Raw genomic sequence first — 12,079 nt, 5'->3', positions numbered from 1 at the left:
CATCCTCCTCCAGGTCGCTTCGGGAGGCCACGTTAGGCCCGCTCCGGCGGGCGGTCAATCCGATTATCGGATGCACAGTTCGATAAACGAACAATTTAACGATCCGGCAACGGTGTGCCGGACCTGCCCTGTTGTATACATTCGCCCATCGCCACGTATCGGGCGATGGCGCGACGGCACCGCCAAACCGTTGTGCGCCGCAACACGCAAGGATCGTCCCCCAGCCTGTTGTATACACAATCGAGGTCGCCGCCATGCAGTCGTCCGCTCCGGCATTTCCGCTCAATGCCTGGTACGCCATCGCCTGGGATCACGAGGTCAAGCACGCGCTGCTGCCGCGCAAGGTGTGCAATCTGGACATCGTGCTGTACCGCACCAGCAACGGCCGCGTCGCCGCGCTCGAGGACGCCTGCTGGCACCGGCTGGTGCCGCTGTCGATGGGTCGGCTGCACGGCGACGATGTGGTCTGCGGCTACCACGGCTTGGTCTACGACGCGAACGGGCGCTGCGTGCACATGCCCTCGCAGGACACGATCAATCCGTCCGCCTGCGTGCGCCGCTTCCCCACCGTGGAGCGGCACCGCTACGTCTGGGTGTGGCCGGGCGATGCGGCGCTGGCCGACCCCGCGCTGGTGCCGGACCTGCACTGGAACGACGACCCGGCTTGGGCCGGCGACGGCCGCACCATCCACGTCAAGTGCGATTACCGGCTGGTGCTGGACAACCTGATGGACCTGACCCACGAGACCTTCGTGCACGGCTCCAGCATCGGCCAGGACGAGGTCGCCGAGGCGCCGTTCGACGTGGTCCACGGCGAACGCAGCACGGTCGTCTCGCGCTGGATGCTGGACATCGACCCGCCGCCGTTCTGGGCCTGGCAGATCGAGCACGCGCACGGCTACCGCGGCAAGGTCGACCGCTGGCAGATCATCCGCTTCGAGGCGCCCTGCACCATCGTCATCGATGTCGGCGTGGCGGTGGCCGGCAGTGGCGCGCCGCAGGGCGACCGCTCGCGCGGGGTCAACGGCTACGTGCTCAACACCATCACCCCGGAAACCGACCGCACCTGTCACTACTTCTGGGCGTTCGTGCGCAACCACTCGCTGCACGAGCAATCGATCACCACGCGCCTGCGCGACGGCGTCACCGGCGTGTTCGGCGAGGACGAGCTGGTGCTGGAGGCGCAGCAGCGCGCCATCGACGCGCATCCGGACCACGTGTTCTACAACCTCAACGTCGATGCCGGCGGCATGTGGGCGCGGCGCCTGATCGAGCGCATGATCGCCGCCGAGCAGCGCAGCCAGGACCTGCAGCTGCGCATGGTCGGCTGAGCCGCCGCACGCACAGGAGCCTGCCATGCCCGCTGCGCACCCGTTCCGCTCCAGCGCCGCACAGACCACCCGCGCACTACTGGAACTGCGCGAACTGATCCTGGCCGGCGAGCTTGCCGCCGGCGAGCGCCTGTCCGAGGTCGCGCTGGTGGAACGCCTCGGTGCATCGCGTACGCCGGTGCGCGCCGCCCTGCAGCGGCTGGCCGAAGAAGGCCTGGTGCAGCCGCTGCGTGGCGGCGGCTATGCGGTGCAGGCCTTCGACGAGGCGGACGTGGACGACGCCATCGAACTGCGCGGCACCCTGGAAGGCCTGGCCGCGCGCCGCGCCGCCGAGCGCGGTGCCGAGCCGGCGTTGCTGGCGCGGGCGCAGGCGCTGCTGGCGCAGATCGACGCCGTCCTGACGACACGACCGCTGAGCGAGGATGCCTTCGCCCGCTATGTCGACTGCAACGCGCAGTGGCACGCCTTGCTGTTCGAGATGGCAGGCAGTGCGCTGCTCTCGCGCGAGTTCGCGCGGGTCGCGCAACTGCCGTTCGCCTCGCCCAGCAGCTTCGTGCTCGAGCGCGGCCAGGCCGCCACCGTACTGTCGATCGCGCAGGACCAGCACCGCCAGGTGCTGGACGCGATCGTGCGTCGCGAAGGTGCGCGCGCCGAAGCCCTGATGCGCGAACACGCGCGGCTGGCGCAACGCAACGCCCACCACGCCCTGCACGACCAGAACGCGCTGGGACAGATTCCCGGCAGCCGCCTGCTGCGGCGGCGTCCGCCCGCCTGATCGCGGCACACACACGCCTGCCCCACCTTCCCGCCTGCCGGACCCCGCCATGCGCAAAGACACCCAGTGGACCACCGCCCGCGTCGTCGCCGTCGCCACGCCGTGCCAGGATGTGCGCGAGATCGTGCTCGATCCTGGCCGCGCCAGCCGCCCATTCACCGTCGGCAGTCATCTCGACGTGCGCGTGCGCATCGGCGATGCCTGGCACGAGCGCTCCTACTCGCTGGTCGGCGAGCCGGCCGCCGACGGCCACTACCGCATCGCGGTGCGCGCGGTGCCGGACAGCCGCGGCGGTTCGCGTGCGATGTGGGCGCTGGCACCGGGCGACCAACTGGACATTTCCTCGCCCAACAACCACTTCGCGCTGGATGAGACCGCCGAGCACATCGTGCTGGTCGCCGGCGGCATCGGCATCACCCCGATCCTGGGGATGGCGCAACGGCTGGCGCGCGGGCGCATCCCGTTCCAGCTGCTCTACGCCGGCCGCAGCCGCGCCAGCATGGCCTACCTGGAGCACCTGCAGGACCTGCTCGGCGAGCGCCTGCAACTGTTCTGCCCGGAACACCTGGGCCAGCTCGAGCTGGCCGCGCAGATCGCGCAGTGGCCGCGCAACGCGGACGTCTACGCCTGCGGCCCGCTGCCGCTGCTGGACGAACTGCGGCAACGCTGGCGCGACGACGGCCGCGCCCGCGCGCGCCTGCATTTCGAGACCTTCGGCAACAGCGGCAACGCACCGGCGCAGCCGTTCGTGGTGCAGGTGCCGGCGCTGGGCAAGACCGTGCAGGTGGCCGAGAACGAGTCGCTGCTGGATGCGCTGAGCGCGGCCGGCGTGGAAGTCATGGCCGACTGCCGCCGCGGCGAATGCGGCCTGTGCGTGGTCGAGGTGCTGGAGGCGGCCGCGCCGCTGGACCATCGCGACGTGTTCCTCAGCGACGAACAGCGCCACAGCAACCGCAAGCTGTGCGCCTGCGTCTCGCGTGCGCTCGGCGGCAGCGTCAGCATCGACACGGGCTACCGCGCCGACGCGTTCTGACGCCTGCGCGCATTCCTTCGCAGCATGCAGGCGCCGTCCACGCGGATGGAACGGCGCCTGCCAGCGATCAACGCGCGCGACGCGATCTCACTTGGTCGCCGCGTCCCAGTGCTCCTGGATCTTGCCGTTCTGGATGCGGAACATGTCGAACCAGGTGGTGGTGTAGGTCTTGCTGGCGTCCTTGGGGTCGGGCAGCGTGCGCACCGACACCAGGGTGACGTAGTCGCCCTCGGCCAGGATCGCCACCAGCGGCAACTGCACCCGCGGCTGGATCGGCGTCGGCTTGACGAAGGAGGTCAGGAACGCCAGGAACGCATCGCGGCCATTGGCCACGTTCGGGTTGTGCTGGATGTAGTCCTTGGCCATGTACAGCGGCGCATATTCGGTGTGCCCGGCTTCGAACACGATGCGCCAGAAGTCGTAGACCAGGCGCTTGTTGGCGGTGGTGCGCCAGTCCTCGCCATGCAGCAACTGTTCGTGATTGGGATTGGCGGTGACCGCGGTCTGCGCGAACGCGGAAGCGGCGGGAAGCGCAAGCAGCAGCGCCAGCAGACAGGCCTGAAAACGGATCTTCATGGAAGACGCTCCGATGGGGGAACAGGGGAATGCGCGATGACGCCGCGATGCCGCGATGCGCGTCAACGAGGGCACCGGCGCGGCTGCAGCGTAGCAACGCGCCGTGCCTGCGCGACGCAGGAAACCGCGGAAAGCGCGCGGATTTATCGGCTTTTTTCCTGGTCTGGGAGAATCGCCACAGTTACCTCGACCTCAGAAATGGCGTGGCACCACGCACCTAAATGTTTGTATGCAGGGCATGGCGCAGCGATGCATTGGCGGTCTGCATGAACATCCATCGATGCCTCCCATCGGTGTCATCGGCAGCGACGATCGATGGCGCTTCAATCCGGATTGAAAAGTCGGGATTCGGGATTGGCCAAAGCAGAACCAGCGATCACCACGACGCACGGGAGAACAGAGGACGCGGTTCCCCGATTCCCCCATTCCCCATTCCCCATTCCCCATTCCCAGCTTTACAGCGCCAACGGCAATCCCGCGTAGTTCTCGGCAATGGTCGCGCGTCCGGCGGCGCTGCCGAGCAGATAGTCCAGCTCCGCATCGTGCAGGCGGCGGCTGAACGCGTCCTCGTCCGGGAAGCGGTGCAGCATCGTGGTCATCCACCAGGAGAAGCGCTCGGCCTTCCACACGCGTTGCAGCGCAAGTTCCGAATAGCGCTGCAAGGGTGCGTCGCTGCGCTCCTGCTGCGCCTGCGCGAACAGATGCGCGAGCAGGCCGACGTCGCCGGCAGCCAGGTTCAGCCCCTTGGCGCCGGTCGGCGGCACGATGTGCGCGGCATCGCCGGCCAGGAACAGGCGGCCGTACTGCATGGGCTCGGCGACGTAGCTGCGCAGCGGCGCGATGCTCTTCTCCAGCGAGGGGCCGGTCACCAGCGCCTGTGCCACGTCGTCGGGCAGGCGTCGGCGCAGTTCGTCCCAGAAGCGATCGTCCGACCAGTCCTCCACCCGCTCGTCCGCCGGCACCTGCACGTAGTAGCGGGTGCGGGTGGGCGAGCGCATGCTGCACAGGGCGAAGCCGCGCGCAGTGCGCGCATAGATCAGTTCGTCGGCCACCGGCGGGGTGTCGGCCAGCACGCCCAGCCAGCCGAACGGATAGACCCGTTCGTACACGCGCAGCACCTCGGCCGGGATCGCGCGGCGGCTGACCCCGTGGAAACCGTCGCAGCCGACCACGTAGTCGCAGTCCAGGCGTTGCGTGGCCCCGTCCTGCGCGAAACTCAGCCACGGCTGCGGCCCGTCGAGGTCGTGCAGCTGCACGTCCTCGACGGAATAGAGGGTGGCGGCGCCGACGGCACGGCGCGCGTCCATCAGGTCGCGGGTCACTTCGGTCTGGCCGTAGACGGTGACCGCACGGCCGCCGGTCGCCGCGCTCAGTTCGATGCGTTCGCGGCGCTGCTCCAGCGCCAGCTCGAAGCCATGATGGACGATGCCTTCGCGTTGCATGCGCGCGCCGGCGCCGGCGGCGCACAGCAGGTCGGCGGTACCCTGCTCCAGCACGCCGGCGCGGATGCGCGACAGCACGTGCTCGGGCGTCTGCCGCTCGACGATGACGGTGTCGATGCCGTGGCCGTGCAGCAGCTGCCCGAGCAGCAGCCCGGCCGGGCCGGCGCCGACGATGGCGACCTGGGTACGCATGCGTCCTCCTAAGGATGGGACCGACGCACAGTGTTCCGGCTGCGACGCGCCGATGACATGGATCATTGCGACCGATTCCGGTACTTTTCGCCGATGCCTCGCACCGCTTCAGCTGCCGCTGCGTCGCCCGTCACCGTCCCGGCCTTCCGCCTGTACGGCGAGACCGGCGACCGCGAGACACCGGACCTGTTGCACTGGGAATCCATCGCCGCACGCAGCCGCCTGCACGACTGGCACATCCGTCCGCACCGCCACGACGACCTGCTGCAACTGCTGTATCTGCAACGCGGCAGCGCCGCCCTGCACTTGGACGGAACGCAGCAGCGCCTGCGCGGGCCGTGCCTGCTGCTGTTGCCGCCGCTGTGCGTGCACGGCTTCCGCTTCCAGCGCAACGTGCGCGGCCACATCGTGACCGTGTCGGCACCGCTGCGGCAGCGCCTGGCGGCACAGTGGCCGAGCCTGGACGAAGCGCTGGCGCAGCCGGTGTGCCTGCCCGCCGGCGACCAGCAGCCGATGCTCGACGCCTGCTTCGCCGCCATCGCCGCCGAGCACGCGCAGCGCCGCCCCGGCCGAGAACCGATGCTGCAGGCGCTGGCGACGCAGGCCTTGCTGTGGGCAGCCCGTGGCGCGCTGGCGCAGGCCCATGCCGATCCGCACGACGCCGACCGCGGCGCGCGCCATGTGCGCGCCTACACCGCGTTGATCGATGCGCACTACCGCGAACACTGGCCGCTGGCGCGCTATGCCGACCGGCTCGGGCTGAGCCGCAGCCATCTCAACGCGCTGTGCCGGCGCCTGGCCGGCGCCTCGGCGCTGGAACTGCTGCAACGGCGGATCATGCTCGAGGCACGACGCAGCCTCGTCTACACCACCTTGACCGTGCAGCAACTCGCGGAAGTCCTGGGCTATGCGGATGCAGCGTATTTCAGCCGCTGCTTCCGCCGGCATGCCGGGTGTTCGCCGGTGCAGTTCCGGCAGCGGGCGCAGGGATGACACGACTCGCAGCCAGCACGGAGATGGCGGTGCGGTCGCTCTACTATAGGAGGGACTTCAGCCCCGACGCGTGATCGATGATCGACCAGTCCCGCTTCGTTCGTCGCGGCTGAAGCCGCTCCTACGACTGGCCTGCTCGTACGTCGTAGGAGCGGCTTCAGCCGCGACCAGATGTTCCAAACCCACACGCGAACGGATCAGGCACGACTCCTGCACCCGAGTCCTGTGCTGGTCGGCAAGACGCATCGCCGGGCGCCGATGCGACGCCCGGCGAATCAACACTCAGAACGGATACTGCGGTGCGCTGTCCTGGATCGTCACCCACTGCCAGTGCGTGTACTGGCCCCAGTCGGCCGGGCCGCCCATGCTGGTGCCGTTGCCGGAAGCGCCGGTGCCGCCGAACGGGTTGGTGACTTCGTCGGCCACGGTCTGGTCGTTGATGTGCAGCAGGCCGGTGTGCAGGCGTTCGCCCAGCGCCATCGCGCGGCCCACCGAGGCCGACAGGATGCCGGCCGACAGGCCGTATTCGGTCTGGTTGGCCAGCGCCACCGCCTCGTCGTCGCTGTCGAAGGCGATCACGTTGGCGACCGGGCCGAACACTTCCTCCTCGAACGCCGGCATGCCCGGCCGCACGTTCGACAGCACCGTCGGCGCGTAGAACAGGCCCTCGTGCGTACCGCCGGCCTCGACCACTGCGCCGGCCGCCACCGACGCATCGACCACGTCCTTGACGTGCTGCAACTGGCGCTGGTCGATGATCGGGCCGAGCGCGACGTGGGCGGTGGCCGGGTCGCCGACCGGCAGGTGCCGCGCCTTCTCCGCCAGGCGCCGGGTGAGTTCGGCGGCGATGCTGCGCTGGACCAGCACGCGGCCGGTGGCCATGCAGATCTGGCCCTGGTGGAAGTACGCGCCGAAGGCGATCGCCGACACTGCCTTGTCCAGGTCGGCATCCTCCAGCACGATCAGCGAATTCTTGCCGCCCAGTTCCAGCGCGGTCTTCTTCAGGTGCTTGCCGGCCAGTTCGCCGATGCGGCGGCCGGCGGCGGTGGACCCGGTGAACGCGATCATCGGCACGCCCGGCGCCTCGACCAGCGCCTGGCCGGCGTCCGCCCCGCCCGGCAGCACGTGCAGCAGGCCCTTCGGCAGACCCGCCTGCTGCAGCACCTCGGCGATGACGAAACCGCCGGCGTAGGGCGTGCGCGGATCGGGCTTGAGCACCACCGCATTGCCGACCGCCAGCGCCGGCGCCACCGAGCGCAGCGACAGCACCAGCGGGAAGTTGAACGGCGAGATCACCCCAACCACGCCCAGCGGCAGGCGCCGGGCCAAGCTAAGCCGGCCCGGCGCGGTCGGCAGCACCTGGCCCTGCGCCTGCAGCGGCATCGCCGCGGCCTGCTGCAGCAGCACGATCGCCTCGCGCACCTCGTGCTCGCCCTTGGGCAGGATGCCGCCGGTCTCGCGCGCGATCAGCGCCGCGGCGGCGGCCGCGTGCTGCTGCAGCACCTGGGCGGCGCGATGGAACACCGCCGCACGCTCGCGCGGCGGCGTGGCCGCCCAGGCGCGTTGCGCCTCGCGCGCCTGCGCCACCGCCGTGGCCACGTCGGCGGCATTGGCCTGGCCGACGCGGTGCAGCGGCGTGCCGCTGCCGGGTTCGATCACCTCGAGGACGCCGCCCTGGGCGGCGATCCACTCGCCATTGAAGATGCGCTCGCTCCAGGTGGACGCGGCGGCCAGGGGTTCGGTGCTGTGCATGATGTCTACTCTCGTGAAAAAGATGGGCAGGGGCGTGCTCAGATCGACGCGGCGGCCAGTCCGCCGTCGACCGGCAGATTGACGCCGTTGATCCAGCGCGCCGCATCGGAGGCCAGGAACACCACCGCTTCGGCCACTTCGTCGGCATAGGCCGGGCGCTTCATCTTGCCGGCATCGGCCTGGACCCGCTCGGGCCCGAGCATGGTGACGAAGTCGCCCAGGATCGGCGTGAACACCGGGCCGGGCGCGACGCTGTTGACGCGCACCGAATGGTCGGCGAACCAGTCGCGCGAACGCAGCAGCGTCCACACGATCAGCGCTTCCTTGAAGTACTGGTAGCAGGTGTCCTGCGGCACCGGGTGCGCCGCCAGCCACTCGCTGCCGGCGGCGTAGCTGTCGGCGGCGGCCAGTTGCTTGTGCAGGTCCAGCCGTTGCGGCCACTGCGCGCCAAGGATGGAGGCGATGTTGATGATGCTGCCGCCGGGCACGATGCGCGGCAGCAGCGCCTGGCTGAGGTGGCGCAGGCCCAGGTAGTTGACCTTGGCCACCACGTCCACCGGCGCGGTACCCGGCACGCCGGCGATGTTGGCCAGCGCATCGATGCGCTCGGGCAACTGCGCCACCAGCGCGTCGATCGCCGCCGGATCGCCGAGATCGGCCTGGTGGAACCCATGCAGGGTCATGTTGACCGGCTGGCGATCGATGCCGATCACCGTGGCGCCGTGGAAGCGCGCCAGGCGCGCGACCTCGGCGCCGATGCCGGAGGCCACGCCGGTGACGAGGAGGGTCTTGTTGTGCAGGTTCATGGCAATGCGTGTTCCGTTGCTGGGTTGGTCGTCAGAAGACGTGGACGTATTGCACGTTGACGTTGTGGCCGGAGGGCGCGTTCCTGACCTCCACCGGCATGTAGAAGTTGGCGTTGAAGATGTTCTTCTGGTCGATCCGCCACGACAGGCCAGGGCCGAGATAGAACTGGGTCTGCTTGCTGTCGGCCACGCGTTCGCCATTGGTGCGGTTGTCGCGCAACTGCTTGAGGTAGTAGCCGTTGATGCCCAGGTGCAGGTCCTTGACCACTTCCAGCGAACTGGCGAAGTTGAGCCACGCGGCGTCGCCGGCCTGACCGTTGCGGAACACGAAGCCGTCCCCCTGCGGCACGTTGGAAGCCTTGTCGGCGCGGAAGTTGTAGATGTAGTTCAGACGACCACTGATTTCCCAGCGCGGCGTCGGCAGGATGCTGAAGGCCCAGCTCGGCAACACCGACCAGTAGCCTGAGCCTTGGTTCACGTCGCGGTTGCGGTCGAACTTGCCGATCGGCGCCAGCGCATCCAGTTCGAAGCGCTGCGAGAACACCGGGCGGCCGTCGCGGATCACCGGCGCCATCTGCAGGTAGGGGCCGATGGTCAGGTCGCCCAGGCCGAGGCCGTTGTCGCGCAGCGCCACCGGGCTGTCGTACGCGAACGAGGTGTCCAGATCGACCAGTGACGCCAGCGCGGTGATGCCGAGGGAACCGCCGAACAGCTTGTAGTCGCTGAGGTAGGCCACCTGGGTCACCCACACCGAGGAGCCGATGTGCGGATCGCGGAACACCGGCACGTCGTCGCCGCGCGCGTCCTTGATCGCGTCGAAGTCGTAGCGGCGCAGGTACTGGATCGCCGTCCAGCCCGGATTGGGCTTGCTGAAACCATCGAAGAAGCTGGTGCCGCCGGTGTTGATGCCGGTCGGCAGGGTGGCGCTCTGCGGCACCGATTGCGCGGCCGCCGGGGCGGCGCAGGCAATGGTCAGCAGGGCGAGCAGGGACACCCGCGGGCGGGTACGCGGCGGTGACGGAACACGGTGGCAGACAGGGGTCACGGGCAAGCACTCCAAGCGAAAGGGGAACGGCGGGGTGCGGGGGAAGAGAAACGCGAACAGGCGCCGCCGCGCACAGGGCGCGGCCGCACGGCGACGCGCACCGTCAGCGGGACGCTGGCGGCGGGTCGGGAATCAGCGAGAAAGAGGGGCGGACGACAAGAACCCGCCGCGCCGGCGGGGACCGCTACAGACGCTCGAGCGCGTCCAGACGGTCCAGCGCCTGCAGCAGCGCGCGCGACGAGGTCGTACCGAGCGCGGTGCCGAGCTGCTGCTCCATGCGCACCACTTCGGCTTCGGCCTGCGCCAGCAGCGCCGTGCCGGCGGCGGTCAGATGCAGGTGCTGCATGCGCCGGTCCTGGCGCCCGCGCACCTGGCGCAACAGTTTGCGCTTGACCAGGCGCGCAACCACGATGGCCAGGTTCGGCGGCGACACGCTCAGCACCTCGCCCAGTTGCCGCTGGTTGATGCCCGGATTGGCGTCCACCAGCACCAGCAGCGAATACTCCACCGGCTTCAGCTCGAAGGCGCGCACGCAGTCCTGGAACAGGCGACGCACCTGCAGTTCGGTGCGGGTGATGCGGTAGCCGATCAGGCTGGTCAGGCGCCGCTGGTCCACGCTGTCCGCCGTGTGCGGATCGGCGGGCAACGCGCTGCTGGACATCTCGGGACTCGGTTTCGAACTCACTGCGCTTCCTGCATGGGGCGTCCTGCGGCCAGGCCACGGCGGCTGCGCACGCATCCGTCGGCGCCGGCCGGCGGTGCCGTCGCCATTGCATTGTAGGGGCATGGCCGCGCATGGTCACAACGCCGCGTCCACGCGCCGCAGCAGCGCCCGGTACGGCGCGGCCGCGGTCCACAGGCACAGCGCGCCGAGCAGCGCGGCACCCATGCACACCACGCCCAGCGACAGGCCGACCTGGCGCTCGTCGGCGAGTACGTGGTCGGTGCCCAGCGCCACCAGGTACGGCCCCAGGCCCAGCCCGATCAGGTTGACCAGCAGCAGGTAGATCGAGGTGACCTGCCCGCGCAGCCGATTCGGCGTGACCGCCTGCAGGATCGCCGGCGCCAGCGCCACCGGCATGCCCAGCACGAACGTGGTCAGCGCGATCGCCGCCAGTGCCGGCCACGGCCCCGGCGCGACCGCGAACAGCGCGCTGCTGATCACCAGCAGCAGCGCCCCGACCAACGAGATCTTCAGTGCTGCATCGCGGCTGCCGCGCGCGGCCAGGCGGTCGGCGAGGAAGCCGCTGAACAGCATGCCGGCGATGCCGAAGGTGAGGATGATGATGCCGTAGGCCGGGCCGATCTCGCCCGGCGTCCACTGCCAGCGGCGGATGAAGGTGGCCGGCAGCCAGGCGGTGATGCCGAAGGTGATCATCGCGATCACGCCGTTGGCCAGGAACAGGGACACGTACACCCGCGCGTTGTCGCGCAGGTGGCTCAGGTCCGGGCGCACGCTGGGCACCGCCGCGGCCTGTTCGCGCCGCACCGGCTCGCGCACCGTGGCCATCAGCGCGATCACCGCTAGACCGGGCAGCGCGACCAGGATGAAGGCCGCCTGCCAGGGCCGGAAGCTGCCCAGCAGCGGCAGCACCACCGTGCTCTCCTTGCTGGTGGCCGCGATCACCAGGCCGCCGACGATGAACGCCGCCGCCGAGCCGATGTAGACGCCGGAGGTGTACACGCTCATCGCCCGCGCGCGCTTTTCCGGCGGGAAGTAGTCGGCCAGCATCGAGTACGCCGCCGGCGACAGCGAGGCCTCGCCGACGCCGACGAACACCCGCGCCAGGAACAGGGTGAAGAAGCTGGTGACGTAGGCCCCGGCCGCGGTCGCCGCGATCCACACCACCACGCCGAGCACGATCAGGTTGCGGCGGTTGCGGCGGTCGGCGACGCGGCCGAGCATCACCCCGATCAGCGTGTAGAACACCGCGAAGGCGAAGCCGTGGACCAGGCTGAAGGCCGAGTCGGACAGTTGCAGATCGCGCTTGATCGGTTGCACCAGCAGGCCCAGGATCTGCCGATCGACGAAGGACAGCGTGTAGGCCAGCAACAGCACGAGGGTGACGTACCACGCATACAGCGGGCGGTACGGCGCAGGCGATGACAGCGGATCGCGCATGGGAAGGCTCCG

Annotated in this window: 11 protein-coding genes; 4 read left to right on the top strand and 7 right to left on the bottom strand. The window is 69.6% G+C overall.

Annotation, left to right across the window (positions count from 1 at the left end):
* Positions 1–254 precede the first annotated feature (254 nt).
* The 3 genes from PG878_RS01520 to PG878_RS01510 are packed head-to-tail and all read left to right on the top strand — an operon-like array spanning position 255 to position 3,139.
* Entirely contained in the window at positions 255–1,331 is a 1,077-nt protein-coding gene (locus PG878_RS01520) for an aromatic ring-hydroxylating dioxygenase subunit alpha (RefSeq protein ID WP_209030467.1), read from the top strand.
* A gap of 25 nt (positions 1,332–1,356) precedes the next feature.
* Positions 1,357–2,106: a GntR family transcriptional regulator gene (locus PG878_RS01515; protein WP_209030466.1), complete on the top strand. Its 750-nt coding sequence runs from the start codon at positions 1,357–1,359 to the stop codon at positions 2,104–2,106.
* Between the two features lie 49 nt (positions 2,107–2,155).
* Complete coding sequence (locus PG878_RS01510) at positions 2,156–3,139, top strand: PDR/VanB family oxidoreductase (protein ID WP_209030465.1); 984 nt, start codon at positions 2,156–2,158, stop codon at positions 3,137–3,139.
* Between the two features lie 87 nt (positions 3,140–3,226).
* Here the strand turns inward: PG878_RS01510 and PG878_RS01505 are convergent, their stop codons facing one another.
* Together PG878_RS01505 and pobA are read right to left on the bottom strand one after the other, a co-directional pair.
* On the bottom strand, positions 3,227–3,715 hold the full coding sequence (locus tag PG878_RS01505) for a nuclear transport factor 2 family protein (RefSeq protein WP_043094152.1): 489 nt from the start codon (positions 3,713–3,715) through the stop codon (positions 3,227–3,229).
* Positions 3,716–4,170: 455 nt separating this feature from the next.
* A complete protein-coding gene (pobA, locus tag PG878_RS01500; protein ID WP_209030464.1) occupies positions 4,171–5,349 on the bottom strand; it encodes a 4-hydroxybenzoate 3-monooxygenase in 1,179 nt (392 codons plus the stop codon).
* Between the two features lie 93 nt (positions 5,350–5,442).
* Here pobA and PG878_RS01495 point away from each other — a divergent pair, with 93 nt between their 5' ends.
* On the top strand, positions 5,443–6,342 hold the full coding sequence (locus tag PG878_RS01495) for a helix-turn-helix domain-containing protein (RefSeq protein ID WP_209030463.1): 900 nt from the start codon (positions 5,443–5,445) through the stop codon (positions 6,340–6,342).
* Between the two features lie 282 nt (positions 6,343–6,624).
* Here PG878_RS01495 and PG878_RS01490 read toward each other — a convergent pair whose 3' ends face one another.
* The 5 genes from PG878_RS01490 to PG878_RS01470 all read right to left on the bottom strand — a co-directional run bounded on the left by PG878_RS01490 (position 6,625) and on the right by PG878_RS01470 (position 12,067).
* Positions 6,625–8,094, bottom strand: a complete 1,470-nt coding sequence (locus tag PG878_RS01490; protein WP_209030462.1) for a benzaldehyde dehydrogenase — start codon at positions 8,092–8,094, stop codon at positions 6,625–6,627.
* 38 nt (positions 8,095–8,132) lie between these two features.
* Positions 8,133–8,900: a coniferyl-alcohol dehydrogenase gene (locus PG878_RS01485; protein ID WP_209030461.1), complete on the bottom strand. Its 768-nt coding sequence runs from the start codon at positions 8,898–8,900 to the stop codon at positions 8,133–8,135.
* Positions 8,901–8,931: 31 nt separating this feature from the next.
* Positions 8,932–9,951: a SphA family protein gene (locus tag PG878_RS01480; protein WP_425510484.1), complete on the bottom strand. Its 1,020-nt coding sequence runs from the start codon at positions 9,949–9,951 to the stop codon at positions 8,932–8,934.
* A gap of 178 nt (positions 9,952–10,129) precedes the next feature.
* Positions 10,130–10,606, bottom strand: coding sequence for a MarR family winged helix-turn-helix transcriptional regulator (locus tag PG878_RS01475; RefSeq protein ID WP_209030603.1), 477 nt, complete (start codon positions 10,604–10,606; stop codon positions 10,130–10,132).
* 138 nt (positions 10,607–10,744) lie between these two features.
* Positions 10,745–12,067, bottom strand: a complete 1,323-nt coding sequence (locus tag PG878_RS01470) for a spinster family MFS transporter (RefSeq protein WP_209030460.1) — start codon at positions 12,065–12,067, stop codon at positions 10,745–10,747.
* Positions 12,068–12,079: the final 12 nt, after the last annotated feature.

The sequence above is a fragment of the Xanthomonas hawaiiensis genome (assembly GCF_031834635.1).
GTDB lineage: Bacteria > Pseudomonadota > Gammaproteobacteria > Xanthomonadales > Xanthomonadaceae > Xanthomonas_A > Xanthomonas_A sacchari.
The sequence above is the reverse complement of the archived record's forward strand: the minus strand, read 5'-3'. Positions and strand labels throughout refer to the sequence as shown.